At 66.2% G+C, this 17,213-nt stretch carries 19 protein-coding genes; 8 read left to right on the top strand and 11 right to left on the bottom strand.

Annotated elements, in window-relative coordinates:
* Window positions 1-17 precede the first annotated feature (17 nt).
* The 7 genes from VFO26_RS06210 to VFO26_RS06240 all read right to left on the bottom strand — a co-directional run bounded on the left by VFO26_RS06210 (window position 18) and on the right by VFO26_RS06240 (window position 8,944).
* Entirely contained in the window at window positions 18-1,073 is a 1,056-nt protein-coding gene (locus VFO26_RS06210) for a hypothetical protein (RefSeq protein WP_325114046.1), read from the bottom strand.
* A 365-nt stretch (window positions 1,074-1,438) separates the two neighbouring features.
* Window positions 1,439-2,881, bottom strand: a complete 1,443-nt coding sequence (locus tag VFO26_RS06215) for an amidohydrolase family protein (protein ID WP_325114047.1) — start codon at window positions 2,879-2,881, stop codon at window positions 1,439-1,441.
* A gap of 11 nt (window positions 2,882-2,892) precedes the next feature.
* Entirely contained in the window at window positions 2,893-5,709 is a 2,817-nt protein-coding gene (locus VFO26_RS06220; RefSeq protein ID WP_325114048.1) for an ATP-binding protein, read from the bottom strand.
* Window positions 5,679-6,737, bottom strand: a complete 1,059-nt coding sequence (locus tag VFO26_RS06225; RefSeq protein ID WP_325114049.1) for a hypothetical protein — start codon at window positions 6,735-6,737, stop codon at window positions 5,679-5,681. Before VFO26_RS06225 ends, VFO26_RS06220 begins: the two co-directional genes overlap by 31 nt.
* A 12-nt stretch (window positions 6,738-6,749) precedes the next feature.
* Complete coding sequence (locus tag VFO26_RS06230) at window positions 6,750-7,850, bottom strand: trypsin-like peptidase domain-containing protein (RefSeq protein ID WP_325114050.1); 1,101 nt, start codon at window positions 7,848-7,850, stop codon at window positions 6,750-6,752.
* Window positions 7,851-7,857: 7 nt separating this feature from the next.
* Window positions 7,858-8,082 carry a hypothetical protein gene (locus VFO26_RS06235; protein WP_325114051.1) on the bottom strand — a complete coding sequence of 75 codons (225 nt, stop codon included), beginning with the start codon at window positions 8,080-8,082 and terminating at the stop codon, window positions 7,858-7,860.
* Window positions 8,083-8,110: 28 nt separating this feature from the next.
* Window positions 8,111-8,944, bottom strand: a complete 834-nt coding sequence (locus VFO26_RS06240; RefSeq protein ID WP_325114052.1) for a trypsin-like serine peptidase — start codon at window positions 8,942-8,944, stop codon at window positions 8,111-8,113.
* A 619-nt stretch (window positions 8,945-9,563) separates the two neighbouring features.
* Between VFO26_RS06240 and VFO26_RS06245 the strand changes: the two genes are divergently transcribed.
* A complete protein-coding gene (locus VFO26_RS06245) occupies window positions 9,564-9,851 on the top strand; it encodes a hypothetical protein (protein ID WP_325114053.1) in 288 nt (95 codons plus the stop codon).
* A gap of 152 nt (window positions 9,852-10,003) precedes the next feature.
* On the opposite strand, the gene VFO26_RS06250 is transcribed toward VFO26_RS06245, so the two are convergent.
* Window positions 10,004-10,519 (bottom strand): hypothetical protein, encoded by a 516-nt coding sequence (locus tag VFO26_RS06250; protein ID WP_325114054.1) that lies wholly within the window; start codon window positions 10,517-10,519, stop codon window positions 10,004-10,006.
* A gap of 468 nt (window positions 10,520-10,987) precedes the next feature.
* Here VFO26_RS06250 and VFO26_RS06255 point away from each other — a divergent pair, with 468 nt between their 5' ends.
* Window positions 10,988-11,677, top strand: coding sequence for a hypothetical protein (locus VFO26_RS06255; protein ID WP_325114055.1), 690 nt, complete (start codon window positions 10,988-10,990; stop codon window positions 11,675-11,677).
* A gap of 107 nt (window positions 11,678-11,784) precedes the next feature.
* On the opposite strand, the gene VFO26_RS06260 is transcribed toward VFO26_RS06255, so the two are convergent.
* A complete protein-coding gene (locus VFO26_RS06260) occupies window positions 11,785-11,925 on the bottom strand; it encodes a hypothetical protein (RefSeq protein WP_325114056.1) in 141 nt (46 codons plus the stop codon).
* Between the two features lie 209 nt (window positions 11,926-12,134).
* On the opposite strand from VFO26_RS06260, the gene VFO26_RS06265 reads away from it, so the two are divergent.
* Complete coding sequence (locus VFO26_RS06265; RefSeq protein WP_325114057.1) at window positions 12,135-12,563, top strand: hypothetical protein; 429 nt, start codon at window positions 12,135-12,137, stop codon at window positions 12,561-12,563.
* A gap of 909 nt (window positions 12,564-13,472) precedes the next feature.
* On the opposite strand, the gene VFO26_RS06270 is transcribed toward VFO26_RS06265, so the two are convergent.
* The gene (locus VFO26_RS06270) at window positions 13,473-13,913 is read right to left on the bottom strand and encodes a hypothetical protein (protein WP_325114058.1); all 441 of its coding nucleotides are present in this window, start codon (window positions 13,911-13,913) and stop codon (window positions 13,473-13,475) included.
* Between the two features lie 531 nt (window positions 13,914-14,444).
* On the bottom strand, window positions 14,445-14,849 hold the full coding sequence (locus tag VFO26_RS06275; protein ID WP_325114059.1) for a hypothetical protein: 405 nt from the start codon (window positions 14,847-14,849) through the stop codon (window positions 14,445-14,447).
* Window positions 14,850-14,885: 36 nt separating this feature from the next.
* On the opposite strand from VFO26_RS06275, the gene VFO26_RS06280 reads away from it, so the two are divergent.
* The 5 genes from VFO26_RS06280 to VFO26_RS06300 form a co-directional block, all read left to right on the top strand.
* Window positions 14,886-15,116 carry an NAD(P)-binding domain-containing protein gene (locus VFO26_RS06280; RefSeq protein WP_325114060.1) on the top strand — a complete coding sequence of 77 codons (231 nt, stop codon included), beginning with the start codon at window positions 14,886-14,888 and terminating at the stop codon, window positions 15,114-15,116.
* Between the two features lie 45 nt (window positions 15,117-15,161).
* A complete protein-coding gene (locus tag VFO26_RS06285) occupies window positions 15,162-15,515 on the top strand; it encodes a hypothetical protein (RefSeq protein ID WP_325114062.1) in 354 nt (117 codons plus the stop codon).
* Window positions 15,516-15,527: 12 nt separating this feature from the next.
* A complete protein-coding gene (locus VFO26_RS06290; protein ID WP_325114063.1) occupies window positions 15,528-16,187 on the top strand; it encodes an NAD(P)H-dependent oxidoreductase in 660 nt (219 codons plus the stop codon).
* Between the two features lie 11 nt (window positions 16,188-16,198).
* A complete protein-coding gene (locus VFO26_RS06295; protein WP_325114064.1) occupies window positions 16,199-16,438 on the top strand; it encodes a DUF2630 family protein in 240 nt (79 codons plus the stop codon).
* Between the two features lie 26 nt (window positions 16,439-16,464).
* A partial coding sequence (locus VFO26_RS06300; RefSeq protein WP_325114065.1) for an MFS transporter occupies window positions 16,465-17,213 on the top strand: 749 nt, incomplete at its 3' end.

Consider the following 17,213-nt stretch of genomic DNA (forward strand, 5'->3'; position numbering starts at 1 on the left):
CGTGGAGCCTCCCGACGTCACCGACGCAAGCCGTCGGCCATGGCCGCCGCCAGTGCCTCTGCACGCGCCTGGTACGGCGAAGGCGCGGTCACCGACTCGAGGCCGCCCTCCGCCCCGTCCCGGAGCTCCGTCAACGCCGCCTCCGCTCTCCCGCCGATCGTCTCCAGCTCCGCGGCCGTGCGCGGGTAGATGAGGCGGAGGGCTCGCTTGTCGCCATCGGACAGGTCGACTCCCTCGGTCGTCGGTGCGCAGGGGCTGGGGCTCGACTTGTAGAAGAAGGCGTCGAAGCGGTAGAGCATCACGGACGCCTTGTCGAACGGCCCTGCGACCGTGTCCTCCGATTCCTCCGTCCGCAGGTTGTGGTCGACCTTCGCACGCGGCCACCGGTTGGGCGCGCCCGCGAGGTACGTGTAGATCCCGGGGAGACGCCCCGCCGCGTCGCGGACGAACACACCGCGGGCGTCCTGCGTCGGGATGTAGCCGGGATCGTCCTCCCAGCGGAACTCGGCTTCGCAAGGACCGCGCATGTTCTGATGCTCGTGCTGGAACCCCAGTGCATGGAGGAACTCGTGACGGACGGTGCCCTGCCAGTCCGGGGGCAGATTCGTCGTGAAGCCTCCGAGGTTCAGGCTCCGCTGGCCCGGCCGCCCGCCCGCCGGGTCGGAGGGGGCGCCGACCGTCTCGTCCGTGCTGTCGGTCCCGACGAGCGACCAGAAGCCGCCGAGATCGAAGCTGACCCGGATCTCCGCCCGGTGCTCCGTGTCCGACTCGGTCCAACGCCGGTGCTTTCCCGCTGCGTCGACGCCGAAGTCGAGTGCGAGGTTGCACTCGTCCGCGATCTGCTGCGTAGCGTCAGCGACGTCCGCGTGCAGCGCATCGTCGCCGTCGAGGAACGCAACGCGGACGCTTGAGCCGGGGACCCAGCGCACCACGTCCGAGACCAGGAATTCCAGGCCGTCGGACGAGGCGGCCGCCCGCTTGCGCCACGCGTCCCGCACTTCGATGGATGCGGCGAGCGCATCAGGGAGCGACTCGAGCAACCTCCCGTTCATCGGATCCGGATCACGTGGCATGGCGTCGCCTCCCGTGTCGTTCCGGCCGGCGTGGATGCCTGCAGACAGTCGCCTGCCGACCAGAGTGCCCCCCCATCGAACTCTGACAGCTTGTGGCCAACGCTACAATGACGCCGGCCCGGGTACAAGGGATCTCATGAGGCGATCGGCGCTGAAGCGCCGAGTGGCAGCACCGCGCCGCGTCGACTCCGGTGCCGACGTGGGCCAACTCGCGCTCGCGCACAGAGTGTCCTGAGGCGATCCCACGACGAGGCACGTCATCCTCCGGGGTACCACCGTAGGCAACGGCGATCGTGACGGCCTCGTTCGCCGCGGGTTTCACGCTGTGGAACCGGCTCGGTGCGACCAAGCTGACTCTTCACAGCTCAGGCGGCTCCGGCCAGCCAGGTCGGTGTTCGGTCGGGGGCGTATCGCTCGTACCGTGCCCGCAGCCGCCGGGTGCTTCCTGCCCGCGGATCGTCGAACCCGAGGAACCGCAGTGCAGCGCCGCCGAGGAACGACTCCGTCGACTCTTTGCCGAACTCGGCCAGCCAGGCGGATCGATACGTCTCGAGAAAGCGATCGTGCTCCGGATGTATGGCGACCATGTACCAGTCGCTCCCGAACATCACTCGGTCGGCCATGCCGGCCGTGGGAACAGCGTCGAACAGTCGCCGTAGCAATGCCAGGTACTGGCTGCGCAGGACCCTGTCGTAGATCCTGTGGTTCCCGACGTCGGCGACGAGGTGTGGATGCTCGGCGGTAGCTAGCTCCGCGATCTGGATCGGCCAGGCGGACGGGGGCGCGTCACGGTTCGCACCCCCGAAGTGTCCGAGGTTCAAACGCAGCCGTGGGAATTCGTCCAAGACGTTGGACCAGAGCTCGGGATGGCTGAATTCCAGGTAGTCGTCGTGGGCCTCGTTGGATCGGTTGCAGTGGACGGTGATGGGAACGTCCCCCGCCACGCACCAGGCGTAGAGCTCACGCAACACGTCGTCGACCTGACGCGCGACCGCTTCCGTCATGTCCCGTGTCTTCGTGTTACCGACCGGCTTGAAGCCCATCGGCGGATACAGCTTCACCCCGACGAAGCCGTAGGTCTCGACGGCGAGCTTGACGACGTCGAGGGCAGTCTCGACCTCTCCGGCCATGCGATCTCGCACCTCGCGACGCGGGTCGAAGCCCACGAAAGGATGAATCCTGCCGCGTACGACACCGGGCAGGCGACCGAGCATGCTCAGCCGCGAGATCTTCTCGTGAAGCTCGATCTGCTCGCGGATACGGGTGTTGGCACGGTCGTACAGACCCATGTCCATGTCGACCACCAACGGCGTGTAGAGGTCGATCTCATCGTCGAAGTTCCGAACGAGGAGAAGCGTGTTCTGAAGCCTCGACGCGCCGAAGAGCTTGACCCAGCGCACCGCCCGGCGGGCGCCGGTGACCCAGTCCCAGACCCCTTCCTCGGCGCCGGGCGCGCCCGTGACGGCGGCCTCGTCCGCCAAGAGCGTCCCGACCTCGTGGAGCAGCTGGGGATCGGAGATCTCGACCGACGCGTACGCGGCGTCGACGTCGGCGTCGAAGCGATCGACAGGATCGACTCTGGCGGGAGTAGCCTCGTGCGCCTCGGTGAATGCCTCGACCGTCAACAGCCGATCGAGCTCGTCCTTCTCCGCCTGGTAGCCGGGCGCCTGACCTTGTACCAGGCGGTCGGCGAGCACGCCCACGAGCTCGCCGATCCGGGAGTCGTCGAAACGGGTCCGCCGGATGAAGCCCCGTGCGGGCAGGTCGTCGGCGTTGAACGTGTGACAGTGGATGTCGACAACGGTCATGGAACGACCCTTCAGACGCCCCGAATGCTGTTCTCGACCCCTGCGCGGAAGTACTCCCGGAAGTCACCGAGGACCTTCGTCCGCGGCTCGGTAGCACCCACACTGCCGCTGATGACCTGGGTATCACGGGTGGTCATGTTCTTGGTCACCCACTCCTCGATGACCACCGGATCGAATTCGGACTTCTCGAAGCGCTCGATCCCCTTGATGACAGCAGGGCTCTGCCGGCGCTCGGACGGCGGGTCCGCGTTGAGCGTGGCCAGAGCGTGTCCCAGTGCTTGAGCCTGCTCGTCACTTGCGACTTCGAGACCGAGTATCTCGATCGCGCTGGAGGCCAGCTGTGCGTGGTCCTTCCCGAGCTCGGCAGCCACTTCCCGAAGGAGCACGGGACGCGTCCGAAGCTCGGAAAGCATCTCCGGGGTCAGCATCTCGAGGGCTTCGAATCGCACGGGCTGACGCGATTCATGTGCTTCGGGGCGCAGGTGTCGATCCACCCGCAGCCGGGTCACGAGTGTCCGAAGCTCGAGGTACTCGTTGGACGTGTGGGAGGCGACAGCGGCTGCCTCGTCGGCGAGCGCATGGGCGGCCTCGAAGCTGTCGCGCCCTTCCTCGATCACCACCATCTTGAGAAGCAGATCGAGCGCCATGTCGATCGCCCCTGCTCTGCTCGCGGACTCGACACCAGCCCGTGCGACCTCGAGTGCGTCGTCGTGGCGACCGAGGAACCGATAGCCCTCCGCCTCGAGTGCGTAGAGCTCGCTCCGAGGCAGTCGCTGCGACCGCTCGTGCAGAATGTCGAGCGCTTTCTCCGGGAGGCGAGAGAGGAGGAACCGGTCCGCAGCGCGTCTTGCCTGAGCCTCCCAGGCCTCCTGGCTCGCGGTCTCCCGCAGCGAGGGGTCGTCCAGGGTTCTCCCGAGCTTCTCCGCGAGCCACAGTTGCTGCTCGGCGCCGACCTCGTCGCCGACGTTCTTCAGCCGGCTACCTGCTTCGGGCATCCAGCGAGCGTCCAACAGCGTCGATGGCTCCCGACGACGCAAGCGGTGGTAGATCTCCTCGGCGCGTGCGATGGGCCCGGTTCGACCTTCGTAATAGGCAACAGCGGCTCGGTCGATCTGATCGACAACGGCCTGGTCCACGTGATCCGTGAGGTCCTCGAGCATCGCACGCCTGACGTCGAGACGATGTCGGAGGCTTCCGTCCTCGGGATCGAGCTCGACGAGGGCCGCCTCGCGTTGGAGGTCGTAGAAGATCTGGTGCTCGTCATGCTCGACCGTGAGCTGGAGCTTGCAGGGCTCGGCGAGAACGTTTCTGATCACGTCGGGGTCGATGCGCCGCACGATCAGCCCCGGATACGCGATCGCCCTGACGTCGTCGTCGTGAATGTGATGAAGGATGCGTCCGTAGAGGAGCGCCTGGATCTTCTCCGCCCTCAGCCTCGTCAGCACCTCGCTCCGCGCGGACCGCAACTTGTGGACTCCTTCCTCGCGGAGCAGCCGCGCTGCCAGCTTCAAGCACATGGGATTGCGGCTGACGATCGCGATCACGTCGTCCAGATCGCGCCGGACGAGCGGCGGCTGGCCTTCCAACTCGAGCGAGCGCTCGAGCAGCTCGCGCGCCGGCGCGAGTTCCAGCACCTCGAGGTCGATGGGGCGTTCCGGCTGCCGTATCGCCGCAAGCGTCGGCTCATCGCCGACCACGCCTTCACCACCGCTGACGATGGCGTCGGGAAAGACGATCACGAGGTAGTCCGGAGGCAGCGATCGGCCCGACAGCATGACGTGCACCGTCGAGGCCGACCTCGCCAGCTCGAGGAGGAACTGCACGAGCGGCCAGGCGACCTCCGGACCGAGGAACTGAGCCTCCTCGAACGTGTCGACGACGATGATCGTGCGTCCGCTCGACGCCTGTGCCAGGACCTCTCCGAGTCGGAGCATCCACTCGACCGCCCCACTCTGGAACGTCTCGAACTGCCGTGTGTCGTCCTCGCGACCGATGGACTCTGCAATCTGCTCCGCGAGGAGCCCCGTGCGGTCCGGGACACCGAGCTGCGAATGGAGCTGTGTCACGACCTCGAGGAGCACGGTCAACGGTCTCTCCGGCTGGATCCTGGGCCGGTCGATGTCGACATACGCGAAGGTCGTGTCGTCTCGCTCGAGCTGCTCGAGCAGAAATCGGGCGATCAGCGTCGACTTGCCGACTCCCCCGGGGCCGAAGACGAAGAGCGGCCTTGTCCTCTCCGTGGACACGTACTTCTCCAGCTGACGGAGCTCGTTCCTACGGTCGACGAACCCTCCGCTCGTCAGCCGCCGCATCGGCGCTGTCAGGTCGTGCGTCGTCAGGGCCCGTCGAAGCGACGCTTCGTCAGGAACCTCGCGAAGGATGTCGCCGATCCAGTCGTTGACCGTGAAGAGCGCGGCGAGCTCGTCGCGAGAGAGCTCGTCGAGCTGGAGCGGAGCTCGGTCGACGACGCGCACGAACATCCGCTGCAATGGCGTGTCGGGCCGGTCCGGATTAGCTCGGAGGGCGCGTCTCATTCTCTGGCGCGTGCCAAGACGCCGGAGCGCCGAGCGCCGGTCGGCGAGACTCAGGGTCCACAGGCCACGGTGGGTTCCCTCGGTGATCGGCTCACAGAGAGGCAGCAGCACCTCGAGCGCGACCTGCCGCGGCGGGGCTGCCTCGCCGACGGGCGTCAACTGCAGCGGATCGAATGCGGCAAGCACCGAGGCCGCGTCCAGATACGGGTGCAGCTCCTCGTCGACGGTCGGAAGTGCGAGGAGCTGCTGCAGATCCTCGAGCGTCAGCTTTGCGGCGCTCTGCGCCTTGGCCACGGTGGCTCTCCCTTCCTGATCCTCTCGCTCAGTTGCTCGAGAAGCGGTGTGAGTTGCTCCATCGCCGCCTTGTCGATCACGGGGAACGCGTCGAAGAGGCGATTTGCGATGTTCCTCGCCCGCCGCGGAGTCAACCGCCTCGGACCGGCGGCGTCGATGCACTGGATGTGCTCTGCGACCTGAGCGGGATCCGGGAACCGTGCGTACTCCTCGGCCACGAGCATCTCGGACGGGGTGATGGGCGCGCTGAAGCCGAGCAGGACGAGCCAGAGGTGGTCGCTGCGAGCATCGTCGACGCTCTGAGCAAGCGCGAACACCGTGTCGGTTATCGCGGGGGCGACGCTGGGATCGTTCACATCGTCGATCACCAGCCAGTACCGCTGACCCGCCATCTCGGCCAGCTGGCCCTGAAACACGCTGATCAATGGATCGATCCGTGCGAGTTGCGGGTCGTCCGCCATCTCGGGGAGTCGTCTGAGATCGAGGCTCAGCATGTTGAATACGTCGACCATGAACGCGCGCGGTGTGTAGCCCTTGTCCTTGAGTCGGAGTCGGATCGGCTTGGCGCCGACGGTCGCGAACGCAAGATGCTGGAGGAAGCTCCAGGTATATGACTTGCCGCAGGGCTCGTCGCCTCGAACGACCAGGACGCGCGGCGTGTATGTGTCCGGATTGGTGAAGGCCTCCAACTTGGTGCGCAGAACCTCGCGGTCAACGAACGGAGCCCGGCCGAGCAAGATGGCGGAGAGCGCCTCACCGTTGGGAGCGAAGTAGCCTGGTCGGAGAAGCTCCTGGGCAACACGCTTGAGCCTCGCGTTGCCACGCTCGTACAACAGCTCGAGGAGCTCGCGGTCGCGAGGCGGAAAGCTCGAGTTCATGTGCTCGACGAGCCTGAACGCGGGCTCGCCGGCGGGCAGCGTGTCCAAGTCGACGTCGAGCACGTCTGCGAACAGCTCGAGTCTTTCATTGTCCCACTGCTCGCCGAGCTCATCCGCGAGCTTTGCGATCTGTAATCCCGTCAGTGGCATTGCCTATGCTTTTCAGACGATCGCGACACCATGGTTCTTCCACGCCTGGTGAATCAACTCGAACGGCACAGCCTGGTTCCACTGCGGGGGGTACGCGGGGTCGTGCGCGTGATGCAGCGCCACGAGCTGGAGATCGGCGTTCAGGCACGGGGAGCCGGACGAGCCGCCCTTGCTATTTGCCGTGTGGCGCACCCGGGTGCCGCTGGCGTTGAACGCGCTGACCGAGCCGATCGCGAGCTGCAGGGGCTCGCGATTCGGATGCTGGAGCATGAACACCTGGCTCCCGCCGACGAGTTGCGGCGCCGGCTCCGGCGGCCTGATCCATCCCCGCGGCTCGGCCAACGGGTCAGCCGTAGGCCCGCCGATCGGTTCCCCGCCGACCGGATCGGCCAGCCGAATCAGCGCGTAGTCCAACTCCCCGGGACCTGCGTCACCGAGCGCTGGGTTCCCGTCGGACGCGCTCGGCGGCATGCTGTCGACGAGCCATTGCTCTGTGTCGAGCAGCCCGACATCCGTTTGTCTCCCTGCTGCGACCGAGACGCCGTCACTCGTCTCCCGGTAGTCGAAGCGGCAGCGGACGTCCTTTCGGCTGACGCTGCCTCGTGTAATCGGTCCGATCACGTGCTGATTCGTGAGGACGAGGTCCTCGGCGACGAGGAAGCCAGTGCCGCCCCCCTGTGGGACATCGATGAAACACACCTGACCCTGCAGCGTCTGCATGCCCTCGAGGAACTCGGCGAAACCGATGAACTGCGCGTGCTGCTGGATCAGCGCTTCGAGCGAAGCCCCCGTCGGGTTGTCGAGCCGCGGCCCCGTCGTCGTCAAGCCACGCTCCTCGGCGATTGCGGCCAGCTTCGCGTTGCGCGGCCTGCGCTCATGGGCCGCCGCGACGAGGTCAGGCAGCAGGTCATCCATGCGCGCTTGCTCGATCAGCTGCTGGATCTGGTAGTCGAACGTCGTGCCCAGCGCCGACAGCGCCACTCTCGAGAACCTGAGATTCGCCGGAAGGTAATCCGATGTGAGCAGCTCGAGCGAGGCAGCGTCGAAGGCCTGGCTCAATGCTCCCCTGAAATTCTCCTTCCACCGTCCTGACGGCTGCCAATCAGTGGACATCTGCGTGTTATCCGCCGATCACGATGACGATCTCCTCGTCCGCAGGAGCCCCCTCGACCTCGGCCTCTCCGATCCCACCTGCGCCGTGCGCCCGGAACGTGAAGAGACCCGGCGGCAGGCGCAAGGCGAAGCTGCCGCGACTGTCGGAGACGAGCGCGATCTCCGGCATCGGAACAGTGCTCTCGACGATCGAGACGAGCGCCTCGGATACCGGAGCGCCGGTCTCGTCCACGACGCGACCTGATCGGAGGACAAGCGGATCAGTCCCCTGGCCAGCCGCCATCCTGCTCGACCCACTCCGTCAGCCGCGCAAGCACCTCGGGGATGATTCTCGGTGCGGAATTGGCAACGACCCCGAGGTCCGACGGTGTCCCGCCAACGCCGTACGCATGGACCCCGACGGCCAGCGGCGGGGAGCCCTCGTCCTCGTGCACCCAGACCGGCGCGCCGCTCTGGCCGCCGTACGTGTCGACCTCGTAGAAAAGCCGCCGCTCCGTTACGCGCAGGACGCGATTCGAGCTGTGGTACTGCTCGGCCCCAGCACCGCGATCCGCTGGATACCCGGAGACATTCACGAGATAGCCGATCAGCTCCTCGGGTGAGAGCGCGGCGAGCGCGAACCAACCGACCTCGTCACCCTTCGGTTCGGACAGGTGGATGCACCCGATGTCGAAGTCGGCGTCCTCTGCCTCGGTCCAGCGATCGACGGACGAGAACTGCTGACTGGACACGCTGGTGTACGGCCTGACGTCACTGTCAGCGCCCGTGCCGAGAAGCCCCGGAATCACCTCGATCGAGCTTGCCCATCCTCCGAAGAAGTAGTTGCTGAAGACACAGTGGCCAGCCGTGGCGACGGTCTTCGGCCCGATGAACCAGCCCGTGCCGATCGCCCCAGCTCCGTTCGGACCCCGCATCCGCAATGCGCAGATCATTCGCCAGGGTGGGAGGTCGGTCTCGAGGATCCTAGAGCGATCGTCGCGATCGATGACGGTCTCGAACGGCGGTGCGATGGGGCCACTCTTGCCCTTGACCACGAGCTGTTTGAGCGACCGGGATACTTCCGTCGTCGCTGCTCCCTCGTGTCCCACTGTCATCGGGGGCGCCTCGGGCGCGGCTTCCAGCGACTCGAACGGCGAGCTTGGTTTGTGGACTGACTTCAGCTCGATCAACGAAGTCTCCTCGTAACGGGAGGCACAAGAGATCATCTCGCGTCATCTCCTGCAGGTCAACGACCCGACACAGAATGGGCGCCGGAGATCCGCCGTCACCCCTCGATGATCTCGGGAGGAAGGTCGGTGGCGATCGATCGCTCGGATGCGGCTTCGAGGTCCGTCGAGCAGTTCAGTCGTAACCCTTCGCGGGGCCCTGACGACTCGAGCGAGTGGGACAACATGTTCGGCAGTCCGACTCTTCCAAGCGCCTCAGGTGCAAGCTTCTGAGCGGAGTGGCTACACAGGTGTCGACCCCAAGCGTCCTGTCATTGGTGTCCGAGCGGGTTTCAAAGCTGATGCAGGGGCTCGAACTCTCGAGCTTCGGCATACAGGGAACGAGAGCGAACTGCCGGAACCGACACGGAGTCGACAAGCCGCCCGTTCATGCCGTTTACGCGAGCGTTGAACCGCCCCAAGGCGCACCCAGGCGACGCCCAACCTGACGACGACCTGACTCGCTGCGGCTTGACAGATGGCTTGAGCACTGTCCAGACTGCGCCGCGTGTGTTGCCTCGTCCTGCTCGCCGGCGGCCTCGGGCCACGGATCGCACTCCTCGTCTGGTGGCTGTTCGGCGACAAGCCCGACGCAGCGATCGACAGCTGGGTCTGGGGCCTGCTCGGCTTCCTGCTGCTCCCGTGGACGACGCTCATGTACATCATCGCCTGGTCACCCATCGTGGGCATCGACGGCTCCTGGGACGTCGCCCTCATCGTCCTCGGCGTCCTGCTGGACATCGCGAGCTACGCCGCGAGACCCGCCCAGAGAATGCGCACGCGCACTTCCTACTGACGCTGCCGACGACCGCCCGATCCATACCGCGGCGAACGTCGCGGCAGACGAGCCCCCGCGGACGTTCGAAGAGCAGGGGGACGCCGTCGTTGCACCGAGCCATCGGGAACCGGCCGTCGCGATCACGGCCGGTTCCCGGAATCACTGCTCGGCTAGTGGACGTTGACCCAGCCGTACATCTTGAACTCGGTGAAGTGCGGCCTGAGGTTGCACAGAACCAGGTACCGCCCGGGCTCCGTGAACTGCTTCTGGACGACCGCCAGGGGAGACGGCGGTGATGGTCCCACGACCGGACAGTTCGGGTCGTTGATGGGAATCGCATTCGGGTTTGCGATGACGACATCGTCAGGCCCGATGCCCAACTTGCAGACCGCCACCTGGTGGGGGACTGTCTTGTTGCTGGGTGACCCTGCCACGCCGACCGTGAACGTGACAATTCCTCCAGCCGCGACCACAGCCGTGCCTGGAACCAGATTGAACTGCGCATTCGGGGACGCGTCGTGTAGCACTATCCCCGGGCCAACGTCACCCGTGCTACCGCGGTCCGCATTGCCGAACTGAACGCTCGCGGTTCCGTCCGGGCCGGCCATGACGGCCGCCGGCAACGCAACCGCCACCGCCACCACGAGCAGAGCACCGCCTACCGCGAAGCGGGTCCGTCTCGTCATCGTTCCACCCCCCTGTCTCGAGTGGTGGCCGACGCTACGCCTCTCCCCCCTCGGAGTCAACGTCACGGCAGGTCCGGCCATGACATGCCCGACAGGCGCCGTCCTCACGGATGTCGCGTGGGACGGCACGTCGCTCCACATCTCGATGGGCCTTCCAGGACGACGGCACATCCAACTCGTCCTTCCGCAGCCACCCGCAGGCCGGGCATGGAAGGAGAACCCGCTGATCCAGGGCAGCCGGAGGCGTCGCCGCACCCCGCAACCCTGCGGACGAACTCGAAACGCGAGTGAACGCCGGTGTTGCCATTGCTGCCATCGCGCTGGCTAGGTGGGTGGTTTGGCCCTAGACCACGGAGGGGCGCCTCGGGTCCGGGTCGCCACAGACTGCGACGTAGACGGAAACTGCGGTCGCTGCCCCTCGAATTTCACGCATCACCGAGCCGGGCAGCGAAAAAGGGAGAGGTGGAAATGAGAAGGAACCTGACACTTGCCGTGTCGCTGCTTGCGATCATGGCGCTTGCGTTGATCGGCGCCACAGCGGTCGTGGCGGCCAATCCGCACGTGCTGTACACCTGCACGAAGACGAAGAAGAACGGACAGACCGACGTCAAGACGTCCGTGCCCGAGCCTGCGGTTGGTGGCATGAACGAGGCGGGCTTTACGTGTGTCGCCGCGGCCCCCGCCGACGAGGAGGACGTCGAGGAGGAAGAGGACGTCGAGGAGGAAGAGGACGTCCAAGACGAAGACGAGGTCCAGGACGAAGACCAGGTCCAGGACGAGGGGACAGGCGAAACACAGGACGAGGAACAGGGCGACGACTCCATGCCTGAGGAGGATCCTGAGCCCAAGCGCGAAGTGACTTCGTCGCCCTCTGTTGCGCCGGAAGCGCCGTCGGAGTCCCGTTCGCTCTATTGCTCGACCAAGGGGCCTGTCGAGCGGAGCAACGGTGCAGCACCGGGCGTCGCCCTCAATTTGCCTCAGACTCAGGGTGCGCTGCTCGTGGAGACGGGCCTCGCGACACCAGGCATCTTCTATGCGGGTATCGGCGTCTCGTGTGACCTTCTGCCGGGGTTCACCTACTCGGGATTCTGGGTCGACCAGGCCGGTGACGTGGTGCCGGGCGTCGCCGTCTATCCGTACTACGTTCCGACGAGCTAGCGCTCGGATGCGAATGCGGGTGGAGGGCAGCCGAATCGGCTGCCCTCCACCACGCCATCCTCCACATAAGGCCCCGACGACCTCCTCGAGATCCGCGCCCACCTCGTTCAGGAGGCGGCATGGCGACAGCGCGAAGGGTTGTAGCGGCCACCGGGGCTAGGCCGTTGGGCGGTCGGGTCCTCGACGCGCATCGCCTCGGCGAACTCGGGGCAGGTCAGGAGCGCGGGCATCTTGGCTACGGCCGGCATGATTGCATTATATCTCGTGTGATCGGTAAGTGTGCAGATGGTTTCTTGTACTCCAGAGCCGCCGCGGGCCGTTGCCTTCGATGCCTTCGACCAAGGTGCTTGACATCGAACGCGGATCGGACTATCCCTACGCTCCATGCCTTGGCCAGGCAACGTCCCGGCTCTGAGTACAAAAAGGGGGGAGTACTTCGATGAAGCAACGTCTCTCTGTGGGACTTGCAGTTCTCGTGGTGGCGCTCGCTGGAGCCGGCTCCGCGTTCGCGTTCGACTGCATTCGCGTCTCTTCCTCGCTGCAGGGCCTGCAGCAGTCGACCAAGTCTGGTAACTGGCTGCTCTTCGATCTGAGCACTGCCGACGCGTTCCAGGCAACACTCAGCGAGATCGGCGTCGAACTGACGGACGCGGAGGCGCAGTGCGGAAGCGAGGCCTACGCCGAATCCGGGCAACCGCTCTACTTCGCGATCGGGATCGGCGTCGCCGCCGGGGAAAACGAGAACGCGAGTGCAGGCGGCGTGCTCGCACACAACAACCCGAACGCCAAGGTGCTCGGCGACGGCAACGGAATAGACCACCTGGAGCAGTCCGGGATCTTCCCGGCACTCGAGGCAGCCGCGGTGACCTGCGGCATTCCGGTGTAGGAAGGACGGGCTCGGCACCGCCGCCATCGTCTTCCCGGGCATCTTCGGAAGCCCGGGAAGACAGACACCGCACCGTCGTCGCTTTACTTTCGATAGCGGTTCCTTGTAGGGTCGCGGTACGAGGGACAGTTCCCCTCCTTCATCCCTCGTCTGCGATCGGTCCGACCCCTGTGGTGGACACGTGCGGGTCGTGCTGAGAGCCCGAAAGGTGGGCGGCCCTCTGATCTGTAGACAGGGTGCCGCCACCTTTCAAACCCGGTGCGTGCCCGGATCTAGGCTGCCTACCCGGGCCTGTCCGCGGGATCGCCGCCATAAGAGTTTCGCCCGCCGATCGTGCCGTTCTCGTTGTGGACGTGACCTCAGCGCCTCCGGCGAAAAGCGCGAACGATGCAACGGCAGCACCGAAAATCCCTGCTCGACGGGCGGACATCACTTCCCACGAAGAGTGTCCCGCTCGCGACCCCCGGGCGTCACTGAATACCTCAATACCTTGCCCGCGAATCGTCGCGGAGCTAGAAACGCGGTGGATTCCTCGCACTCCGGCGAGGCAGCCGGGGGCGTGGTCGCCAACCTCGTTGTCCGAGCTCGGCCACCGTTCCCAGGACACTATCGGGACGCGCGGCGTTGCCATTGTGTTGCCAACTACTCCGGCGTGTTCTCTCCTGAGACGACAAAGCCCCGCGCTAGCAGGGCTTTCGTGAGAAGCGGATGAAGGGACTCGAACCCTCGACCTTCTGCATGGCAAGGACTGGCCGCGAGCTGACTGGGGGCGACTGGAGCTGACATTTTGCACGGTTCTGCCGTTCTCGCGCCCGACGACTGACCCACGCTGCCTGCAACTGACGCCCAAGGCTGACACGGAGGCTGACACGAACTGAGACGTCGCTCAGGGCAGCTCTCGCCGACGCTCTAACTTCGCGCGTCGGAGTCGAGCGTCGGAGGGACGCCGTGAAGGATGTCGTTCAGCCCGCGCAGAAGTCGCGCAATGGAACCCGGTTGGTCGCTCCAGGAAACCGGGGATGTGACGTGGCCGTCCGGTGTCCGTCCTGGCGACGCCCGTGGAGAGACGCCATACGAATACGCGGCCGTATGAAGCAGTCGGGCGATGTACGCGAGTCGCCACTCGTCGTCAAGTGAGGCGACCTGCTCGGCCGACAGTGAGAACTCGTCACCAAAACGCTCCTCGCCCTCGTCCTCCCACTGCCGGATCGCGTCACCCGTCGCCTCGAGCGAGAGAACCAACGTGACCTCGAGGCCATAGATCGCCTGCTCCAGGTCGCCCCAAAGGAGATCCTCAAGCAGCGCCATTGCCTGAGTTCGCTGGGTTTCGCCAAATTGGGCTGCGTTCACCGCTCACCTCGATCTTTCTGTCGTCATCACGATCTCTCGGGACACCACGGTCTGCTTGGTTAGGCGTTCAGGGTCAGGCCTTGCTCTCGACGACTTGCGTGCCTAGGTCGTCAAGGAGCTTGTACTAACCGGACTTGCTGCCGGTCAGCGTCCCTACGGCGTGGATCACCTATCTTCGCTCCGTGAGCCCTCCTCGCCCGCGAGCGCGGGCCGCTTCGGGAGGCGTGTCTCGGCGTTGATCGCGGTTCGTCGGGGTGATCTGAGATGGATCTGAGACGTGTTGGCCGGCGCACCGGATGTTGAGGACACTGATTTGCGCGGTGAAGCCCCAACCGTCCGAGGAGTCTCGTCGACGCTCCGAGTCCGATCGACGTCGGGACGAGAGATTAGGAGTGGACGATCACGCGGATCGCGACTCTTGTGTCAGGCGTCTGAGCTGGCGGGCGGAACGTGCCCGGCACGGTCGATCTCGAACACCGTCATGGGAAGTTGAAAGTCACGCCGGAGCGCGTCGATCAGCCCTCGCTCCTGCTAGGCATCGTGATCGGCGCTTCGCAGCGCGATCAGAATGTGGTCTGGACGGAACGCGCGGACCGCATCCTCGAACGCGGTGAGCGGCGTCTCGTCGCCTACCTGTGCCTGGGTCTTGGCGTCCGGGGCGAGGGCTTCGAGGTGGCCGAGGACGACGCCGAGGCGCTCGTCGGCCTCGTATCGCGCGCGGTCGGTGTCCGAGGCCAGCCAGCGAAGTCGGCTGACGAGTATCGGCGTGATGACGAGGATCTCCGAGGCGCTCTGGATGAGCGTGCTTATGTGTGGAGGGAGTTCGTCGACGTCCGCGGCGGCCTCGCCGGTCGCGATCAGGAGCCGTGTCTGGCCGGTCGCTGACACGTCGGCATCATGCCAGTGCCTGGCCAAGACTAGGATCGAGAAGCTCAAATCATGCGCCCTCGCTCACCTTGAGGAGGTGGAGGGATGAAGGTCACGATCGTGGGAGCGGGCAACATGGGACGCGGCGTCGGCACGCGAGCCGTCGCCGGCGGGCATGAGGTGGAGATCGCGGACCGCGACCCGGAGCAGGCCCGGCTGCTCGCCGACGAGCTCGGCGGCTCGGCCGCCGCGCTGGGGCTGGACGATCCGCTCGGCGGCGAGGTGGTCGTCTTCGCGGTCTACTATCCCGGAATCAAGGATGCTGTCCGGGAGTAAGGCGACCGGCTCGCGGGCAAGGTCGTCGTCGACATCACGAACCCGGTGAACACCGAGACGTGGGACGACCTCGCGACGCCGGCCGGGACATCCTCCGCCGAGGAGGTCGCGCAGCTCGTCCCCGACGGCACCGCCGTGGTGAAGGCGTTCAACACCACGTTCGCTCCGACGCTCATCGCCGGCGAGGTTGCGGGCCAACCGCTCGACGTGCTGATCGCGGGCGACGACGACGCCGCCAAGCGGAAGGTGGCACAGCTTGTCACCGACGGGGGCCTACGTCCGCTCGATGTCGGCCCCTTACGCCGCGCGCGCCAGCTCGAGCAACTGGGCTTCCTGCACATCTCGGTCCAGGAGCCGCTCGACCTGGGCTTCGGCAGCGCGATCAAGCTGCATTCGTGAGCGGGTTCCGCGATGATGGACAACGAGTCCCGCGAGCCCGTTCGCTTTCTCGTCTTCTCCGCGTCCCTCCGCTCGGGCTCGATGAACACTCGCCTGGCCGGACTAGCGGCGGAGGCGATCGAGGCGAACGGAGGAACGGTCGACCTCGCCTCGATGGCGGAGTTCGATTGCCCCTCGTACAACGCCGACGCCCAGGTGGAGAACGGCTTCCCCGCGGCTGCAGAGGAGCTCCGCGGCCGCCTGGAGGCAAGCGACGCCTTCGTCATCGCCTCGCCGGAGTACAACGCCTCGATGCCAGGCGTCCTCAAGAACGCGTTTGACTGGGTCTCGCGCATGCAGCCGCAGCCGTTTCACGAGCGCCACTGCCTGCTCATGTCCGCGTCGCCCTCGATGGTCGGCGGGAACCGCGGGCTCTGGTCGCTGCGCGTGCCGTTCGAGCACTGCGGCGCGCGCGTGTACCCGGACATGTTCTCGCTCGCACAGGCTCACCATGCGTTCGACGGTGATGGCCGGATCGCGAACCCGGATCTCCGACAACGCTTCGAGGCGACGATCGTTGGGTTCATGGACCTCGTCGAGGCTGCCAAGCATTATCCCTGCGTCAAGACGGCGTGGATCGAATTTCTCGGCGAGCATCCTGATATTGCTCTCGACAACGTCCGGGTGACCTGAGAGGAGATGTGATGGACGACCAGCTACACGGCCGGATCGAGGAGCTCGTCTCCGAGGAGCACTCGCTGTGGGAGCGGGAGGCGTCCGGCGAGGCGACCGACTCCGACCGGCAGCGGCTCGACTCGCTGAAGGTGACGCTCGACCAGTGCTGGGACCTGCTGCGGCAGCGCCGGGCGCTCCGTGAAGCCGGTCTCCACCCAGACGCCGCACGCGTGCGCGACGCCGAGGTCGTCGAGCACTACCAGCAGTAGCGCCGTTCGGGCCGCGGAGGACGCGCGTGACGCACCGGCAGCGCCTGACGCTGCTCGCTGCCGTCCTCGGTTCGGGCGTGGCGACGCTTGACGGGACGATCGTCAACGTGGCGCTGCCCGCGATCGAGCGCGACCTCGGAGGCGGACTGACCGCTCAGCAGTGGGTCGTGAACGCCTATCTGCTGGCCCTGGGCTCTCTGATCCTGATCGGAGGCTCGCTGGGTGACATCTACGGTGTGCGCCGGGTGTTCGCGGTCGGCGTGGTCGCATTCGGGGTTTTCTCGGTGGCATGCGCCCTGGCGCCCACGATCGGCGTGCTGATCGCTGCGCGAACGCTGCAGGGTGCTGCGGCGGCGTTGCTGGTACCGAGCTCGCTGGCGATTATCATCGGCGCGTTCTCGCCGCAGGAACGCGGCCCAGCGATCGGGAGCTGGACCGCGTGGAGCGGGATTGCAGCGGTTATCGGCCCGCTGGCGGGCGGCGTGATCGTCGACCAGGCGTCGTGGCGGTGGGTGTTCGCGCTCAACATCCCCCTGGTCGTCGTGACGGTCCTGCTCGTCCTCGCGGCCGTGCCGCCGACACCGAAGGTGTCGGGCCGCCGCGTCGACGTCCTCGGTGCGGTCCTCTGCGCGGCCGGGCTGGGCGGGATCGTGTTCGCGCTCATCCAGCAGCCGCGGCTCGGCTGGTCGACTCCCGCCATCATTGTCCCGCTCGTCGGAGGCGCCCTCGCGCTCGCCGGGTTTCTCGCCTACGAGCGCCGGGCAGCGCAGCCCAT

It is taken from the genome of Gaiella sp., from assembly GCF_035710885.1.
Classification (GTDB): Bacteria; Actinomycetota; Thermoleophilia; order Gaiellales; family Gaiellaceae; genus Gaiella.